The sequence below is a fragment of the Acinetobacter sp. 129952 genome (assembly GCF_056642055.1).
Window position 1 is genome coordinate 18,541 of the sequence record NZ_JBWVSU010000003.1, and the last position, 19,571, is coordinate 38,111.

The 19,571-nt window shown below is 47.7% G+C and carries 12 protein-coding genes; 8 read left to right on the top strand and 4 right to left on the bottom strand.

The genetic code is table 11. The annotated features are described in order from the left end of the window. Positions 1-13 precede the first annotated feature (13 nt). Both AC1IR0_RS04425 and AC1IR0_RS04430 read right to left on the bottom strand, forming a co-directional pair. Positions 14-4,138, bottom strand: coding sequence for a UvrD-helicase domain-containing protein (locus AC1IR0_RS04425; protein WP_409651671.1), 4,125 nt, complete (start codon positions 4,136-4,138; stop codon positions 14-16). Positions 4,139-4,142: 4 nt separating this feature from the next. Further along, a complete protein-coding gene (locus AC1IR0_RS04430; protein WP_409651668.1) occupies positions 4,143-7,853 on the bottom strand; it encodes an exodeoxyribonuclease V subunit gamma in 3,711 nt (1,236 codons plus the stop codon). A 177-nt stretch (positions 7,854-8,030) separates the two neighbouring features. Between AC1IR0_RS04430 and AC1IR0_RS04435 the strand changes: the two genes are divergently transcribed. Continuing rightward, positions 8,031-8,531, top strand: coding sequence for a hypothetical protein (locus AC1IR0_RS04435; RefSeq protein ID WP_253101504.1), 501 nt, complete (start codon positions 8,031-8,033; stop codon positions 8,529-8,531). A gap of 54 nt (positions 8,532-8,585) precedes the next feature. Here the strand turns inward: AC1IR0_RS04435 and pap are convergent, their stop codons facing one another. Beyond that, entirely contained in the window at positions 8,586-10,004 is a 1,419-nt protein-coding gene (gene pap, locus AC1IR0_RS04440; protein WP_253101525.1) for a polyphosphate:AMP phosphotransferase, read from the bottom strand. A gap of 206 nt (positions 10,005-10,210) precedes the next feature. On the opposite strand from pap, the gene AC1IR0_RS04445 reads away from it, so the two are divergent. The 6 genes from AC1IR0_RS04445 to AC1IR0_RS04470 all read left to right on the top strand — a co-directional run bounded on the left by AC1IR0_RS04445 (position 10,211) and on the right by AC1IR0_RS04470 (position 15,953). Then, positions 10,211-10,915, top strand: coding sequence for a DUF8198 family protein (locus AC1IR0_RS04445; RefSeq protein WP_409666009.1), 705 nt, complete (start codon positions 10,211-10,213; stop codon positions 10,913-10,915). A gap of 146 nt (positions 10,916-11,061) precedes the next feature. Beyond that, positions 11,062-12,006 carry a bifunctional demethylmenaquinone methyltransferase/2-methoxy-6-polyprenyl-1,4-benzoquinol methylase UbiE gene (gene ubiE / locus AC1IR0_RS04450; protein ID WP_004647333.1) on the top strand — a complete coding sequence of 315 codons (945 nt, stop codon included), beginning with the start codon at positions 11,062-11,064 and terminating at the stop codon, positions 12,004-12,006. A gap of 12 nt (positions 12,007-12,018) precedes the next feature. Continuing rightward, entirely contained in the window at positions 12,019-12,696 is a 678-nt protein-coding gene (locus AC1IR0_RS04455; RefSeq protein ID WP_409651660.1) for a ubiquinone biosynthesis accessory factor UbiJ, read from the top strand. A 12-nt stretch (positions 12,697-12,708) separates the two neighbouring features. Beyond that, positions 12,709-14,328, top strand: coding sequence for an ABC1 kinase family protein (locus tag AC1IR0_RS04460; protein WP_004729335.1), 1,620 nt, complete (start codon positions 12,709-12,711; stop codon positions 14,326-14,328). 167 nt (positions 14,329-14,495) lie between these two features. Beyond that, positions 14,496-15,575, top strand: a complete 1,080-nt coding sequence (locus AC1IR0_RS04465; RefSeq protein ID WP_409651657.1) for a patatin-like phospholipase family protein — start codon at positions 14,496-14,498, stop codon at positions 15,573-15,575. A 60-nt stretch (positions 15,576-15,635) separates the two neighbouring features. Further along, entirely contained in the window at positions 15,636-15,953 is a 318-nt protein-coding gene (locus AC1IR0_RS04470; RefSeq protein ID WP_004729331.1) for a hypothetical protein, read from the top strand. A gap of 58 nt (positions 15,954-16,011) precedes the next feature. Here AC1IR0_RS04470 and AC1IR0_RS04475 read toward each other — a convergent pair whose 3' ends face one another. Beyond that, entirely contained in the window at positions 16,012-18,366 is a 2,355-nt protein-coding gene (locus AC1IR0_RS04475; protein WP_409651653.1) for a Tex family protein, read from the bottom strand. Between the two features lie 335 nt (positions 18,367-18,701). On the opposite strand from AC1IR0_RS04475, the gene ompR reads away from it, so the two are divergent. After that, a complete protein-coding gene (gene ompR, locus AC1IR0_RS04480) occupies positions 18,702-19,466 on the top strand; it encodes an osmolarity response regulator transcription factor OmpR (RefSeq protein ID WP_004278590.1) in 765 nt (254 codons plus the stop codon). The last annotated feature ends 105 nt before the right edge of the window (positions 19,467-19,571 follow it).

Sequence of the window (19,571 nt, forward strand, 5' to 3'; positions counted from 1 at the left end):
TAAAACTGCAAAATCATGCTGATTTTTTCTGCTCAAAATAGCCCAGTATTTGATCCAGTTTTTCTATGAATCCCAGGCTCGGTTGCCAATGATAAGCCCCTTGCTGCGCCTGTCCATTCATCCCGCGCAAATACAGATAGGTCGCGCCGCCCAATTGCTGCTGAATCGAATAACCCTGCATATTGGCACTCAGGTACCGATGCAGCGCCACCAGATACAAAGCGGCCTGCAACCAGTAACTGGACTGGCTCATATTCTGCTGAATTGCCTCAGCACTATAGTGCTGCTGATCAGGTCCGAGGAAGTTACTTTTATAATCGGCAATATGGTAGCGCTGACCATCGAAATACACCAGATCGATGGAACCGGTCAGATACCGCGCCGATTTGGCTTCATTAAAATCGCTCATGACCATGTCATGTTCGAGAAACAGCTGATGGATTTGCCAAATCTGCAAAGGGGCATCGGTCAAGGACAGATAAAAAGGAAATTCTGACAGATACTGTTTAGCCTCCAGCTGCGCCAAAGCAAAATCTACCTGAATCGGAGTGGCCAGAATGTCATGTACCCAGTCATGCATCAGGTTCAGCAAAATATCTTCTGTAATCTCGTCCAACAAGCCATCAAAAGCAGTCTGGAAAATACTATCCACATTCAGCGATTCAGTGCTTGCAGAGCGTGTGAGCTGGGCCATTTCCTGTTCAAAAAACTGGATAAAGGAGTCATCCTCCAGCCCATCGAAATACACCTGAAACTGACCTAAAAATTCTAGCAGACCCGAACGATCGAGCTGTTGTGCCGAGTGAAACAGCTGCTGCCATTGCTGGCGATAAGCTTTGCTTTGGTCATGCAGGCGAATTCCGGTCAATAACTTATAGTTCAGGCTGGACAATACGCGCTGCATACTATGACGCAATTCCTCGGCTTTGAAATCTGCCTGAGCTGTGGCCTGAAACAGGGTTCGCAGATTCACCACAGCGGCCTGATAATGCAGGGAAAAGGCCTGTTCCAGTACACTACGTATATGAAAAGCCTGTTCAAATTTTTCTTTCAGTTCCTGCCAGATTTGCGGTGCGGTATTTTTAAAACGGCGCCGGATTTCCAGATTCCAGTAACTGCTGTCCTGAAAATCGATATGTTCAAAAATGCTGTGCAAGAAAGTTCCGGCCACTGTACCTTTAGGAAAATTCAGCCTAATCCAGTCTAAGGGCACGGCTGCTGGCTGTTCTTCCAGACCGGTAAAATGAATTTCATCGGCGGCACTATCGGGCTGTTCTGAAGCCATGACTAGGTCATCCTGCAAGATATGTCCATGTAGCTGATGCTGTGACAAAGCCGTAAAACTGGTTTTGGTTCGCGGATAAAACTGCCGCTCTGGCAAAGGTTGCGCCCGCATGTCGACCTGATGATGGCTCGACTGCTCGACCAGACGCGGTGGTTCCTGAGACAGCGGCTGCTCGACCAGACTTAAAGCATGTTGAAACAGTTGATCTCCCTGACCACGCCAGAAGGCCAGCCCGGAATCGGACTGTGCGTTCTGGTCCTGCAGCATGGCATATACCCGGTGACTGGCACGGGTCAGCGCCACATACCAGAGCCGGTGGTTTTCGGCAGCATTACGCGCTGCATTCTGCAGAATCGCCTGCTCATGCAAATTCTTGTGATTGACTGCAATTACCCGGGATTGTTCCAGAATGTTGTCCTGTTTAGGCGCAGACAGGGAAAAATTCAGATTGCCTTTATGCACATCAAAAGCAGCATCTGCTCCCAATAAAAACACCACTTTAAATTCCAGCCCTTTGGAGGCATGAATGGTCATCAGCTGCACCCCATGATCCCCAGACAGCTTGCGTTCTTTTTCGCTGTCCTTGCCTGAAGGTGACTTAAGCTGGCGCAAATACCAGTGATAGAGTTTTTGCGCCCCCTGATAATATTCACTCTGCTGACTCAGCATCTCGGTCAGATGGCGCAGATTGACCACCACCCGCTCATTGTCCAGACTTTGACTGGCCACCAGATTGGTCCAGACCTGAAACAGGTTCAGTGCATAATTCCAGGCGGTCAAAAAGCCTTTCTCAAACCACATTTCCCGAATTATATCCAGATCCGCAATATAGCGACTGAGGCCTTCACTCTGGCTTTGCAAATCAATCAGTTTTTTCAGATTGAAGCCCAGCAGACGGGTTAGTAAAGCCCGCTTGACCTTGGCCTCATTGAAAGGATCCATAATCGCCGTCAATACGGCTGCGACATCCTGAGCGATTGGACTGGCGAACACGCTCTGTTTGGATTCTTTATAGCAGGGAATGCTCATACGCTGCAGGCGTTGCTTCACCTGTTCCAGCGCATAATGTCCAAATCCCAACACCGCAATATCATCTGCACTCAGGTTTTGCTGATGCTCCTGCTGCTGAAAGTACAATTGTTGCTGGGCGGACTGATTCAGCAACGCACGGATTTTCCAGGCCACCTGATCGGCTTCTACATCGGCTTCACCCAGCTGAATCCAGCGTAGCGGCTGTGGATTGCAGGCACCACTGTCGATGAGATCCGGATGCGGGCGACTACCGGCCTGAATCAAGGTGTACTGCACCTGTTCGCCAAAATCCATTTGCCGCTGGAACAGCGCATCAACCACTTCTACGAGTGGTTTGACTGACCGATGGTTCTGCATCAGGGTATATTCGCGGCCCTGTTTATGCAGCACATCGGCATGTGCCTTGTTATAGGTGAGCATATCGCCGCCACGGAAACCGTAAATTGCCTGTTTCGGATCACCGACCATAATCATGCAGCCGGACTGCACCCGGTTGGCATCACGCCAGATCTTGGCCAGCAAATCATCCTGATCCTGATTGGTGTCCTGAAATTCATCGACCAGAATCAGCGGATAACGTGCCTGCACAAACTGGGCAAAACGCTGTCCCTGCTGGCCTTGCAATGCTTCCGCCAATGTACGGATTTGCTGGGAAAAAGTGGTTTCACCCTGCTGCTGTAAGGTTTGCGGCAAACGGGTCTGCACACTTTGAATAATATGAAATTCCAGATAGGTCGTAAGCTGTTGCAGCTGCTCATCCAGATACTGTTTGACCTCGCACAGCGCATCAATTGCCACGATCAGACTATGTTGCAAAATCAGCTGTTGCTCTGCATCCGGACAGCTTTTGTTAAAGACCTGAGTGGTCGGCTGGAAATCGGTTTTCTTGCGGCGCAAATGGCACAGATTCAGTATAATCGGCTGCAATTCAGCATCAAAGAAACTCATTGTTCCTTGAGTTTTCAGGGCTGCGCTCCAGGTCATAAAGTTTTCACAAATTTCGGTTAACTTGGTCAAAAAACTCTTGTGAAAATACTTCGGACTTTCCTGACAATAACGCCGCATGACGGCAAGATCATGGTCCTGAATATTCACTAATTGACTGATGCAGGCTTCCAATTTGTTCAGGTCACATTCAGCCGCTTCGATCTTCCGAAAATGCTGCTTGCTGAAATTCAGGGCATCACGCACCAGCCCGGTATAATGCTCCACCGGTTTCAGCAGATTCTGGACATACAGATGATTGACCATATATTGTGGCTGTTGCTGAATCCAGTCACGCAGCACATCATGAATCAGCTGCTGGATATACAGATCCTGATCTTCGGTCAGTTCTGCACGTTCAATCTTGCCACTTTCAAATGCAAATTCACGTAACAGTTTCTGGCTAAAGCTGTCCAGGGTGCCGACAAACAGTTCGTCCAGCTGGTTCAGCACCAGACGTAAACGGCGACGGGCATAATCCAGCCGTGAACCATAATCTTTCAGCACCTGCTGAAATAAAGGATCGGTTTCATTCTGGATTTTTGCTGTGATTTCAACTGAATTGAGCTGCTGATGACGCTGGATATAAGCCAGCGTTTCCTCGACGCGAAGCCGCACCCGGTTTTTCAGTTCAGCCGTGGCCTTACGGGTAAATGTCGTCGCAATCACCTGATGCGGATAATACTGGTCCAGAAAAATCCGCACCATCAGACTGGATAGCGTATAGGTCTTGCCGGTGCCTGCCGAGGCTTCAATCCAGTGTAGGCCCCGAAACTTCATGTCCTGAATCGGATTGGTAGAAATGGCTGTTTGCGTCTGCTGCTTTAAGAAAGTCATACGACTATTTCACCCATTCCAGATGTTGATGAATTGGTGCATACAGGCCATGGGCAAAATCATGACAGCAGTTTTGCAAGGCCAGATCCGGATCCTGATCTTGCAAAATAAATTGCCAATCCTGATGCAAGACACTAGATTCATTCGAAGTCAATGGCTTAGCTGTTTTAGGACTATAACTGTTGTTCCAGGCTTCCAACAATTCCTGCATTTCCACAATGGTCATTTTACCCTGTTCATTCTCGGCCCACTGCCACTCTTTTTTCATCAGTAATTCTGCCGGCAAGACCAGCGGCTGCTGTTGACCAATTTCCCAGGCCTTTAACCAGAGCTGCAAATACTCATGTGCCTTGCTCGAACTCAAGCCAGAAAACTTCAGGGTTTTATTACTGAAAATGACAATGCGCTCCAGTTCTGGTGAGCGTGCATCGTCATTCAAGTAAGCCAGCCATAGCAGATACTCCAGCCAGATCTGGGCACGGCGTTTTTCCGAGGCCGAAGAGGATTGCATACTCAGCCAGTAGCTGCTGTGTGGAACCTGAGGCACGTTTATATGAATGATCAGTTCAGGACTGAACTGCAGGGATTGTTGGGTGACTGGCGTCAGTTCTTTGCCCAACTGTAGCAAACGTTCTTGCAATAACTGCTGTTCCTGCTGGCTGCCCAGCCAGGTGGCTTGCTGGGTTTTGCCCACCGGCAAACGGTCTAGCATCAGGTTTGGCTCAATCTCCTGCTCTTGTTGTAACAGGAAATCCCGTACCTGATACTGTTCCAGCTTGTTCAGTAATAGGGGTTCCCGGGAACTCGGCAAATCGGCATAGCGAATCGTGGAAACCCCGACACTTTTCAGGAATAGACGTGCCGGGAAAATCATATCGCGGATCCATTCATCGCCTTTGAGTACCCGGATTTCTTTTTGTTCTAGTGCCGGATAATGTGCATTAATCCAGCTGCTGCGTTTGCCTTCGGCGCTGCGGATATATTCTGCCACTGCAAACCACTGATCCTGATAACGTGGTGTCTGCATATCTGCGAATCCGGCTGGATCAAAAGGCTGCAAGGGATGTACATGATAAAGCTGCTGGATATGTTGAGCGACCGATAGACCATGAATATCCACCATCGGATCGACTTCGACATCCGGCTGTTCAGACTGGCAGATCAGCGCGATATGTTGAACCAGTTCCTGCAAGGCAGTGGATGGATCGCGAGCCTCACCATCCTCCAGATCAAAGCCATTATAGAACAGCCATAGATTTTCCTGTGCCAGCAGCAAGGCATCCAGAAAGGCGCCCTGCTCGTCATCCAGACGGGAACGGTCACCAAGTTGCGGCTTCAGGCTGCGCATCAGGTCAAACGGAACCTGTTGATTGCGGCTCGGAAATTTACCGCTATCCAGATTCAGCATCACCACCAGTTTATAAGGCAATGGCCGGATCTGCCCAATCTGGCTAAAAGTAATCTGTCCAGTCGGTTCGGCCTGATCCAGCTGCATCTCCAGGGTATTCTGAATTTCTTCCAGCACATAAGGCAGAGGCAGACTGAGTGCCACCAGCTCCTGACTGGCATGTGGATCATCCTGATCATGATAATCGGCCAAGGTCAGCATCCGCATTTGCTTGTCGATAATCTCGGCAACAGTTTTGAGTGATTCTACCCCGGCATCACGAAATTCATTCAGATCAGCACGCAGATATTCCAGCCAGGTTTTTACCGGCGTGCGTTGTCCAGTTTCATGCAAAGTCAGCCAGTCACGGCGCTGTACCAGATCCTGATAAATCCGGATCAGGGTGGATATCAAGGGAAAATCACTGGTCAGAACCTTAGCATAACTCAAGGTGTCCTGAAACAGGGTATGTTCAGGAATCGCCAGACCCAACGCCAGACGGTCCAGCGCGAATTTAAAGCTAAACCGGTAATCCTCATCGCCTGCACTGAGGCTTTGCTGTAAATGCTGCTGGTCCAGTCCACGCTTGAAGCCAGCATCTGTCAGCAACTGCAACATCCGTTCTACCTGACTATAGTCCAGACCATAACGTTGCTGGGTCGCATTCAGGCTAAGCCAGTCGGCAAAGTCCTCAATACTGAAACGGCGCCGTACCCACTGAATCCGGCCCAGTACCGCGCGCCAGGCATTGCTGACATCCAGACGTGATACCCCGGCAATCTGGATCGGTAAATACAGGTTATCTTTCTGCAAGCGTTTGCTACCAGTCTCGCGCTCACGCGGTGGCGGGGCAAAGACACTGCGAATTGCCGGTTCGAGTTCTTTCAGACTTGGCGTCAGCACCAGAATATCACTAGGCTGACGCGGCACGTCATTCGTATCTTGAGCCAGCCAGTGAATCAGCTGTTCTTTAAGGACTTCCAGCTGACGTAATGAAGAATGACAGACATGAATCTGTACCGAATCATCGTCAGGGCTTAAAGCATATTGATGCTGTTCAGGCTCGAGCAAATACAGGATATCTGACTGGATTTTGGCCAGCAGCCTGTCCTGATATTCATCGACAAAGACATCGGCCCAGAGACCCTCTTCCCCTGAAGACAGTTTAGAGAGTAGAGAAAAATGATCCCGTGCCTGCTTGCCGAATCGGGTCAGAAGCGGATGCCGCGATTCCCGGTCTTCGGCATTAAAGTTCAGCTGCTTGATCCTGAAGTCTTTTATTTCCGCATCATTCGGTTTACGTTGACGGGTTTTTTCAAAACGCTGAATAAAGCGCTCTTCCCGCTGCAAATCAAATCTGGCTTTCCAGTCAGGATCGACACTGTCCGCCCAGTATTCCTGCGAAGGGTTGAAGTGAAAAATATAGATATCAATGTATTGCCCCAAACGGCGTAAAAAATCCAGCTGGCTGGGTGGCAGTTCCAGCAGGCTAAATACCACAATCTGGGCCGGCAGTCGTTTTAGAGCCTGAGCGCGGGTTTCTGCATTCTCCAGCCGCTCCCAATACAGGCGTTCAATCTCCAGGATTTTGGCATAATCATCCTGAAATACATGCTGCCACAACCAGCGTTGCCAAGCTTCCAGTTCACGCGCCTGAATCTTGACAAAATCCGCCACCTGCATCTCATGACCATTTTCATCTTTGGGGCTATAGATCATTTGCTCGATATCGAGCGCAATATCCTGCCCCCAGGACTCTAACCAGTTACTCGGACAACCACAGTTGTTTGGAGGACAGTTACGCGCGCAATAACCGCGATAATCCATATAATGACTGAACAAACGTGACACCTGCTCGGCTACCCAGTACAACATGCTCTGTTTTTTCAGCTGCTTCTCTGTACCTTGCTCCAGCCGGTCGGCACTGTCATAAATCCGCTTCACAATGGAATACAGCGGATGATCGACGTCCAAAGGAATCTGTTCAGGCAGAATGCATTTTCGCAGCGCCTGAAACACACGCCATTTGATGATAATGCGCGGAATATTGGCCTCACGCACCTGTTCCACTTCTTTAGGCGCATTCAATACCCACTGATAAGAAGTCCATTGAAAGGCGCGAATCCGGTGATGAAACTGGGTATTGGCACTAATGCCTTTTTTCTCGGCAATTTTCTGGGTCAGCCAAGTTTCTACTGCCGGAGATGGCACAATAAAGTGCCGGGTTTGTAACACCTCAAATGGATTCCGGGCAGTTTGGTTGACAATACGCAGCATACTATCCAAAAGCACATCAATACGTTGACTCTGAATAACATGGATGGCCATTGGTTCCCCTGAACTGCTGAATGTGGTTTTTACTACAAAACGATAAAGATTATTTACTATACATCCCGAGCGCTCTATGACACTTTAAAACCACACTTCAGTCGAAAAATTTCTTTGAAAAAAGCATCTTAAAGATGCTTGAATAGAAAAAAACAACATAGAGCTTAGGTAGTGCCCATGAAATTAGATAAAATTCCTGAACGTCTCGATCCGAGCCTAGATTTAGAACAAATCCGCGACGAATGCCTGGAACTCACCAAAAAACGCGCCTACTATTCTGCTGGTGCCGCCGTGATTCCGGTACCTTTTATGGACGTGGTCATTGATGTCGGCATCTTGTCGCAATTGATTCCCGAGATCAATGCCCGCTTCGGCTTGGCCCCTGATCAGATCAGTGTTTATGACCCGAAAACCCGTCAGATTCACTGGCAGGAGCTGCGTAAACGTGGCGTAGAATTTTCCGGCCTGGTGGTCGCACGCACGGCAGTTAAAAAATCTTTGAACAATGTTGCAGCGAAAGTGCTGATAAAGCAAGTCACAAAATTCATTCCACTAGGTGGTCAGCTGGTGGCCGCAAGTCTGGGTTATTTTGTCATGAAAAAAATTGCCGATGCTCATGTGCAAGACTGCTATCGCACTGCTAAAAGTATCCAGCAAAAACAGGTCGCCCAAGGTTAATACTATTTAAGCTGAATATTTTTAAACTTTTTAAAATCCTCTACTTCAGGTAGACTATTCTGCCTGAAGCTGTTTTAAAATAGCCTTTAACACGTCGACCCGTGCGGTATTCTTATCATCGGTCGCAATAATATGCCAGGGCGCTTCCTCGGTCGAGGTATGTTCAAACATATCGGCTGCCGCTTTCAGATAATCGTCCCAGCGTTCCCGGTTACGCCAGTCTTCTTCAGTAATTTTAAAACGCTTATGCGGTGTATCTTCACGCGCCTTAAAACGCGCTGCCTGTTCCTCTTTAGAGATTGCCAGCCAGATTTTCACAATCACCGTTTGATGCTTGACCAGGCTCTGTTCAAAACGGTTAATTTCATCATAAGCACGCTGCCATTCTACCGGACTAGAAAACCCTTCTACCCGTTCTACCAATACCCGACCATACCAGGAACGGTCAAAAATGCAGATATCATCATCGGTTTGCAGCTTGGTCCAGAAGCGCCATAAATAAGGACGGCTCAGCTCATATTTTTCTGGTGCGGCAATGGTATGAATTTCATATTCACGTGGATCCAGTTTTTTGACAATTCGCTTGATTGCGCCGCCCTTGCCGGCAGCATCCATACCTTCAAACAGCATCACCACATTACGCGAATCGGAACGCATGGCTTTGGCGACCTTCGCGGTTAATTTTTTTAGTTCCGGTTTGTAATCTTCTGGCTGGGCTTGAGTCTTGGAAGGATGTTTTAACTGCTCGGGAATCTTGGCCTGTTTCCATCTTCCCTTGGCTCTGGCAGGATGATCCGGACAATGTTTCAAGGCACTCAGGATATACTGGGCAAATTGCTGGTCGCGCTGCTGCTCATCTTCGCCATCAATAATGAACCAGTCCTCGGTAAAGCGCTGACGCAGGCGCTGCAAGGTGTCATATTCTTTGCGATTGCGCCAGTCCAGACCATGCAGTTGATGCCAGTGAGTTTCACTCGGATCCATGGCATCCAGACGTTTTTGCAAGACTTTCCAGGACAGGTCAAACCAGACCTTGATCACATCGACATGGTTATTTTTCAGGTCCTGTTCAAAGGCCTGCATCTCTTGCAGATATTCATCAAACTGTGCATCACTCAGCGGGCTTTCAGCTTGCATGGCACTGCCAAGCAGATCACTGTACCAGTTACCAAACAGCACCATGATCTGGCCTTCGGCAGGAATAAAACGTGCATAAGGTTGCCACAAGGTCTGCTTCGGGCCGGCTAGCTGAGGCTTATCGGCTTTCACACGCAAATAGCGCGGATCGACCCATTCACGTAGCTGTTTGACCGCTTCACCCTTGCCGGCCAGTTCAATGCCATTCACCAGAATCACCAGACTTTTGGCATTTTTCTGGCCTCGGGTCTTTTTTAAATTATATTGGGCATCAATCAGCTCGACAGACAGCTGATCTTCATCCATTAACTGAAATTGTGGTTGTTCCATACGCATCTTCAACCCTGATCTTTTAATTCTGTCTGCAGTATAGCGAGGAGTTTCAGCGCAAAAATAGCTCTGGCAACGTTTTTCACACGATTAAATTGGCTATTTAAACAACAGATTGACATACAAATGCCCGATCTCTGTTCAATTTGTCATAGCAGGATTGTCCGGCAGCCTCTAAGATTCTTGCATCCTCCAATGATAATTGAAGCCTCATGTCCAAACTTGCCGTACTCGATGATCTGTTAGCGCATTATTATCAACTGGCTTATCACACCCGGCCTGACATTTTAAGCCGTTTACAGGATGTGCAGGCCTGGCAGAAAGTCCGCATGCAGCGCACTCATCGTGTCCATTTTGCTGAAAAACAAAACCTGTTGATGTCCGAGTATTTCCTCAACCGTCTCTACGGCGGCGCTGAATTTGATGCGCTGGCAGAACAGATTGCCCGACTGATGAAATATGCGCATAAAGCAGAAAAAGTTATTCCGGAAAATGCCATTAAAACCGGCACCTCAGGCGTAGAGCTGGCTATTCTGGCGGTACAGCTGGATGAACAGGTCGCGATTCAGTTATTACAGGATTATCATCCGCATGAACCGCTGACTGACGAGATGATGCGCCTGACCTATTTGAAGCTGGATCAGGGTGAAGCACGCTTGAAACAGCTGGCTCTACTGGATCAGCTCGGCATGAGTCTGGATAAATACATGCGTTCATTTGTGGTCTATACCGCCTTTAAAATGTGTAAGGGCGCGGCGAATAAGTATAACTTTCAGGTGATGTATGAATTTATGCAGGATGGTTTTCTAGCGATGAAGCCACTTAAATCGGCAGAAAAATTTGTACGCACGTTCACGGCAACCGAACGCCAGATTATCGAGAAAGTACATTCTAGCGATCCGTTGCCATTTCAGTAAATACCCGATGAGTATTTCTGCCAAGCGTGAATTTTTCTGTATATTATTCATAACAATTGCATCATGATTGCTGAATAAGCCTTTAGAATCTGTCATGATGCAGACAATGCAAGATTAACCCGATTGATATGTTAGGAGTGACTCCAATGTCGAATGAAAATACAACGCCTACCCCTACCCCCGAGTCGGCACAACAGACAGACAAAGTGAGCCCATTCTTAACTGAACCCCTTCCACAAGGCACCCCGCAAGGTCAGCAACAATCTTTAGAACAACGTCTGACTGACACGCCTGTGACGGGTACTGTGCCTAAATACAATCTGCCACGTGGTGCCAATACCGGTAACGTCGGCTCAACCACACACTTCGGCTATCAAACTGTAAACAGCGAAGAAAAAGCTCAGAAAGTCGCAGAAGTGTTCCACTCTGTGGCGAGCAAATACGACATCATGAATGACTTGATGTCTTTTGGTATTCATCGCCTGTGGAAACGTTTTGCGATCAATATGTCAGGTGTACGCCGTGGCCAGCATGTGCTGGATATCGCGGGCGGCACCGGCGACTTGGCTAAAGTCTTTAGCCGCGAAGTGGGCCCGACGGGTCATGTGGTACTGTCTGATATTAACGAATCCATGCTGAATGTCGGTCGTGACCGTCTGATTGATGCGGGCTGCACCAATGTCGATTTCGTTCTGGCCAATGCCGAAACCTTAGAACCATTTGCAGACAACAGCTTTGACCTTTTGACCATTTCTTTTGGCCTGCGTAACGTCACCGATAAAGATGCGGCACTGGCTGCGATGTACCGTGTCCTTAAGCCAGGTGGCCGTTTACTGGTTCTGGAATTCTCTAAACCAGTGTTTGAACCATTCTCTAAACTGTATGACCTGTATTCGTTCACGGCATTGCCAATCATGGGAAAAATCATTGCCAATGATGCAGAAAGCTATAAATACCTGGCTGAATCGATCCGTATGCATCCGGACCAGCGCACCCTGAAAGGCATGATGGAAAATGCCGGCTTCCAGAATTGTGACTATCACAACCTGACTGGCGGGATTGTTGCGGTTCACCGCGGTTTCAAACTTTAAGGTTCCTTGCCTATGTGGTCAATTTTGGCACTCGGTGCTGTTGAACGCGTGATTCATCATGTTATTGATCTGGACGCCATTACTCGCATCCAGCTGAATGCCCTGTCCGGTAAAATGCTGCGGGTGGTGATTGCCTCGCCGCAGCTTTCGGTCGATGTTTTTTTTGATGAAGGCAAAGTTCGTCTAGAACCCACGGCGACCGGTCATACCGAAATACCTTCGGTCTTTGAACAACGTCCATTTGACGCAAGTTCCGCGACAGTCACCGAAGCAACGGCAACCTTGCAGGTCAGCAATGTGGTGGAATTACTCAAGCTGCTGTTTTCCGATGAAGTCGGCAATATTCCATTGCAAGGCGACTACAAATTATTGCAGGAAATCCAGCGCATCATGCAACAGGCGGAACTGGATCTGGCGGCGCATTTAAGCCCCTGGATTGGCCCGACACTGGCGCATGAAATTGGTAAATTGCAACTGCTGCCCAAGCAGCTAAAACGCACCCTGCAAAGTCAATTATTCTTTGCCGAAGATGCCTTAAAAGAAGACAGTGGTCTGTTTGCCCCACGCTGGCAAATGGATGACCTGAATCAGGACACCCGTATCCTGAATCAAAATTTAGATCGGGTTGAAGCGAAAATCCATCAGCTTCAGGCTCAAATCGATGCCTCAAACAATTCTACTCAAGACTAGGTACACAGCTTTATGATTCCGCATGTTTCACGTTTACTCGAACTTTGGCGCATCGCCGCGCACTATCGACTCGACACGTTGTTTCCTGCGGAAGAATTACCAGAAAAATCCCGGCATGTGCTGTCCCTCATCCGGATGCATCCGGCTGCCTGGTCCAGTCGTGAACGTAAAAATCCGCTCAAGCTGAAACTGGCTTTAGAAGAAATGGGGCCGTTGGCGATCAAGCTCGGTCAGCTTCTCTCAACCCGTCGTGACCTGATTCCACCTGAAGTTTTACAGCAACTGGTGTTACTGCAAGACCGGGTCAAGCCATTTGATAATGACGTGGCCAAGATGCGCATTCAGGAATCCCTGAAAGCTGATGTAAATACCTTGTTCGCGCGTTTCGACACCCAGCCACTGGCAGCAGCTTCGATTGCTCAGGTACATACGGCTGCCTTACATGATGGCCGTGAAGTCGTGGTCAAAGTCACCCGTCCGAATATTCGCCAGCAGATTTTACAGGATTTTGAAATTCTGGAATGGCTCGGTCAATTTCTGGAAAAACGTCTGGAAGCAGCACGTGCCCTACATTTATCGGAAATCATTCAGGATTATCGACAAATCATTCTGAATGAGCTGGATCTGACGCTGGAAGCCGACAATACCCGCCGCATGCGCCATCACTTTACCGGCTCGAGCATGATGTATGTGCCGGAAATTTACATGGACAGCAAAGACGTGCTGGTAGCCGAGCGCATTACCGGGGTGCCGATTTCAGATATCGCGACCTTTGACCGGTTGGGCATGGATCGTGCCGATCTGGCACGTAAAGGCCTGACCATCTTCTTTACCCAAGTTTTCCGCGATAACTTTTTCCATGCCGATATGCATCCGGGAAATGTCTTTGTAGAAACCATCAATCCGGCCAATCCGCGTTTTATTGCGCTGGACTGCGCGATTATGGGCGAACTGTCCAAACACGACCAGATGACCGTAGCACGCATGCTACTAGCGGTCATGAACAGCGACTTTATGCAGCTGATTCAGGTGGTGCATCAGGCTGGCTGGATTCCACCGGGGACTGATCAGGATGCTTTGGCTCGTGAAATGCGCCGCAGTGTGGGGCCAATGGTCTCAAAACCGATGCATGAACTGGATTTTGCCGGCATTCTGATTGAAGTGATGGATATCGCTCGTCGTTTCCATCTCGAAATTCCCCCTCAATTGATGCTGCTGCTAAAAACTTTGGTGCATGTCGAAGGTTTAGGAACCGACCTATATCCTGAACTGGATATCTGGAGTCTGGCCAAACCGATCCTGACAGACTGGATCAAGGCCCAGATGAATCCGCAAAAGAACCTAAAAGAACTGGGACAGAAAATCCCGGATCTGCTTTTAGGGGCGCAGGATTTACCGACCCTGATGATCGACAGCTTAAATGGTTTAAAAAACCAGTCGGCATGGCATGCCAAACAGCTCAATGAATTACAAAGCATGCGCCTGCAAATGGAACATCAGCAAAAACGCAGCTGGATGTTTGGCAGCGTCATGGCCATTCTGCTGGCGATTGCAATTATTTCACCATGGTTTGTGTCGGTGATTCTGATTGTGCTCGCAAGCGTGCTTGCCGTCTGGCGGATTGCTAAATAAATCTCCGTGATTTTAGAACATGATAAAAAAAGCCTGAAATGATGCAGGCTTTTTTTATGTCTTAAAGATGAGGATGACTCCAAAGTCACCTTAGGACATATCTTGCCATTGGGTCTTCAGACCTATCGCTTAAAATAAGCACACATTTGGCTAGTATAGGTTCAACCATGGTACAGATTTTACAAAGACGTGCGCCTGCGCTGACGATTCGTGCTGGCCATCTGGCACGTGAGCTGATTCTGCAACAAGGTTTGCAACCCGAACAGGTCGATATTGTACCTGGTGCTGCAGGTGGCCCAAAAGGCATCGGGATCCAAGGACTGGATCAGGCGATTTTTGGTGAGTTTTTTCCACGTGCACCTCAGCGTAGAACTTTGGTGGGTTCTTCGATTGGCAGCTGGCGTTTTGCCAGTATGGCTGCACATGGAGTTCAACAGGGAACCGAACGTTTGGGTGAGCTGTATACCAACCTCTATTTTCATAAAAAAATGACCCGTCAGGATGTCAGCGAAGTTTGCCGTGGCATGCTGCTGGATCTGGTACAAGGCAAAGAAAACGATCTAGTCAATCATCCAGATTATCATCTCGCAGTCATTTCAATTAAAGCCCAACACATTTTCCAGAGTGACAAGGCATTGCCGTTACTGGCTTCTGTGGCTGGAATTCTTGGAACGACCGCAGTCGCGCGCCGGCACAGCCGTTATTTCATGCAACGTGTGATCAGCCAGCCCAATATCGGTGAACAGTTTAAAATCGCTGAAGATGGATTTACCACGCATTATCATGCACTGACCGAACAGAGTGTGTTGTCTTGGCTGATGGCTTCAGCCTCTATTCCCGGGGTAATGGCAGCGGTGAACAATATTCCGGATGCACCGCAGGGTTATTATCGCGATGGTGGCCTGATTGATTATCACATTGACCTGCCCTTTCAGAGCAAAGGCATTGTGCTGTATCCACATTTTACCGATAGCATTACCCCCGGCTGGTTCGACAAGTTATTTAAACGTACCTCAAATCCAGAAAATCAGGCACGAACTTTGCTGCTTTCTCCATCGCAGCAATATCTGCAAAGTTTGCCTTTGGGTCGTTTGCCTGATCGTAAAGACTTTAACTTAAAAGGTTTGGATCAAACCCAACGGATTCAGCTGTGGAAGCAATGTATTGCGGAAAGTCAGCGTCTGGGCGATGAATTTCTGGAACTGGTCGAGAAGCAGAATTTTGCTGAGGTGATGCAAGCCTTGTAATTGGCAGCAGCTGCCCGATTATTTGTATAATTGCTTTAATTTTGTGAACTGTTGAGATTTATGCAGAAGTTTTTAGTTGTCCTGCAATACCTGTGTCTGGCCTTTGCCATTTATCTGATTTATAGCGTCAGCATGTCGCTGTATCGCCAGGATTTTGTCCTGATGGAACTGGTCGCTGATATCGGTACGATTCTGATCTGTATCGACCTGGCGGTGTTTTTATTTACCAGTAAAGGCAAGCCCGGCATTAGCATGGAAGAATATGCAAAAAGACTGGAACAGCCACCATCTAAACTGGTCTATGTGACACGAAAATTGGGGCATCTCGGTATTTTGCTGATTATCACCAGCTGGATTGTGCCGATGATTAACTCATAATGATCCAATAAAAAACCTCCCAATTGGGAGGTTTTTTTAAATTAAAGATATCTGAAAATTATTTAGAACCTTTAATCCCTGCTTGCAATAGCAATGCACCCAAACCACCAATTTTTTGCTCTTGTGGTTTAGCCGCTTGAGGTTTCTTACCCTGAGGGCGATCACCTTGCGGACGTCCTTGCTGTGGACGTTTACCCTGAGGCTTACGTTCACCACGTGGCTCATTGTTCTCGCGACGTGGCTGACGTGGTGCTTTCGCCGGCGCTTCAGAACCTTCAGGACGCATCGACAGATTCACGCGGTTACGTTCAGCATCCACATTCAAAACACGGACTTGTACGATTTGACCCGGTTTCACCACTTTATGCGGATCAGCGACGAATTCATTGGCAAGTTCAGAAATATGTACCAAACCATCTTGATGCACGCCCACATCGACAAATGCACCGAAGTTAGTCACGTTAGTGACTACACCTTCCAGTTGCATGCCTTCAGACAATTGCGCAACTTCAGTAATGTCATCACGGAATTTAGCAGTGCGGAATTCTGGACGCGGGTCACGGCCCGGTTTTTCCAGTTCAGCCAATACGTCTTGAATCGTCGGCAGACCAAATTTCTCGTCTGCAAATTCTTCTGCATTCACTTGGCGAATGATTTCAGTATTGCCAATGATGTCTTTTACAGTCGTTGCTTTTGCTTCAACAATTTTGCTCACCAAAGCATATGACTCAGGGTGAACTGCAGACGCATCTAGTGGCTCTGTACCATCTTGAATACGCAAGAAGCCCGCAGCCTGCTCAAAAGTACGCTCACCTAAACGTGGTACTTTTTTCAAAGACTGACGATTGTCAAAACGACCATTTTCCTTACGGAATTCCACAATTTGCTGTGCGATCGATTTGTTCAGACCTGCGATATAACCCAGAATTGCTGCTGATGCAGTATTTACATCCACACCCACTGAGTTCACACAGTCTTCAACGACCGCTTCAAGGGTTTTCGCCAGACCGGTCTGGTTCACGTCATGTTGATACTGACCCACACCAATCGATTTCGGATCGATTTTCACCAGTTCTGCTAGTGGATCTTGTAAACGGCGTGCAATCGATACCGCACCACGAATAGATACATCTAGTTCAGGCAGTTCCTGTGAAGCTAGTTCAGATGCTGAATACACCGATGCACCTGCTTCAGATACAGAAACACGCGTCATTTTCAGATCACTGTTCGCAGCCATCATTTCAGCAACTAAAGCTTCAGTTTCACGGCTTGCAGTACCATTACCAATCGCGATCAGGTCAACATTGAACTCGCGGCATAAACGCGCCAGCTCGGCCAGTGAACCTTCTTTATCGTCTTTTGGTGCAAATGGATAAATCGTGCTGTGTGCAAGAACATCACCAGACTCGTTCACTACCGCCAGTTTCACACCGGTACGGATACCCGGGTCCACGCCCAAAGTGGTACGTGCGCCTGCAGGTGCAGAAAGCAGTAAATGACGCAGGTTTTCAGCAAAGACGTTCATCGCTTCTGTTTCAGCAGCCAGACGTTTTTCAGTCAGCAATGAATGTTCGATCGTTGGACGAACTTTACCGAGCCAAAATAGTTTTGCAGTTTGCTTCAAGAAATCCTGACGCGCTTGTGGCTGAACAGTTTCAAGATTGTATTCAGTTTCAATACGCGCCAACGGGGCATCATCTTCGCCATCCACTTTCAGGCCTAAAACGTTTTCTTGACGGCCACGCAGCATCGCCAATAAACGGTGTGAAGGCACTTTATTCAAGTTTTCAGAGAAATCGAAATAATCACGGAATTTTTTACCGACTTCTTTTTTCTCATCACTGGCAACCAAACTTTTCAGCACGGCAGTTTTTGCAAATGTCGCTTTAAGTTCAGTGGTCAGCGCGATATTTTGCGCCCAGTCATCAATCAGGATGTGCTGGATCGCATCAAGCTGGCTTTCAGTATCTGGGTAATCTTCATGGCTAAAACCCACCAAAGCTTCAGCTGGATCAACGGCTTCATTAAAGATTTTTTCGGCAATCGGGCCTAGACCGGCTTCTTTGGCCTTGAATGATTTACTGGTACGTTTTGGACGGTACGGCGCGTAAATTTCTTCTAATGCATTTTTGGTTTCAGCGGCATTCACACGCGCCAATAAATCATCAGATAATTTATCTTGTTCTTTGAGTGATTCAATCACCTTTTCACGACGCTCATACAAATCACGCAAGTATGATAAACGCGTATCGAGTTGACGTAGTTGCGTATCGTCTAAGCCTTGCGTTACTTCTTTACGGTAACGTGCAATAAAAGGAACACTGGCACCTTCATCAATAAGCTTGATGGCAGCCTCAACTTGATTTGGACGTACGGCAAGTTCTTTTGCCAACTGCTGAACTAAGTCAGTCATCGTGTTTGATCCCACAAGGATAAGTACTAAATGGCATGATTATAAAGACCGGGTCTATAAAATCCACCATTGTTTTTATTAATTTACCTCATCTTTATATTATGAAGTGCCACAGTTTTCAGCTTTTCCCGATAAAGTTTGTATGAACTTTGCTTTTTATCCAGCTTAAAATCGTATTTTTTGCTCATTTAGATGTATATATTTGGTATCTATGTCTTGATTTTAACTGCAATATTTGGTGCTTTAGAGCATAGTCAATTAATATCAATGAATCGTATACTCAAAGCCTATTTGATTTTTGTTTATGACGACAATAAAGAATAAAGGAGCATCTCATGAGTTTAGTTGTACCTGCTGAAAAAGCCGATGCCGTACATACCGAAACGGACCGGGTCGAACGGATCCTGGTGGTTGATGATGATGTTCGTCTGCGTACCTTATTACAGCGTTTTCTCGAAGATAAAGGCTTTGTGGTTAAAACTGCACATGATGCCACGCAGATGGATCGACTTTTACAGCGGGAACTGTTTTCTCTGATCGTGCTCGACTTTATGCTTCCGGTCGAAGATGGCTTGAGTATCTGTCGTCGTTTACGCCAATCCAATATCGATACGCCTATCATTATGCTCACCGCTCGTGGTAGCGACTCGGATCGTATTGCCGGTTTAGAAGCAGGTGCCGACGATTACTTGCCTAAACCGTTTAACCCGAATGAACTATTGGCACGTATTCGTGCGGTATTACGTCGTCAGGTACGTGAAGTGCCGGGTGCACCAAGCCAGCAGATGGAAGTAGTTTCTTTTGGTCCTTGGTCACTGGATTTGTCTACCCGCACCCTGACCCGTGAAGGCCAAGTGGTAACACTCACTACCGGTGAGTTTGCGGTACTGAAAGCACTGGTGCAGCATCCACGCGAACCATTAACCCGCGACAAGCTGATGAATCTGGCGCGTGGCCGTGAATGGGGTGCCATGGAACGTTCAATTGATGTTCAGGTGTCACGTTTACGCCGTCTGGTTGAAGAAAATCCTGCGCGTGCACGTTATATCCAGACCGTATGGGGTGTGGGTTATGTCTTTGTTCCAGATGGTGCTGAATAAAGGAAAAATTATAGGATAAAGATTACCCCAGTCTATTGTCCCTAAAAGTCATTCGCTGCTGTTTGAGCCTCCCTTCTTTAAAGGCTCGTATACAAATGCGCGAGT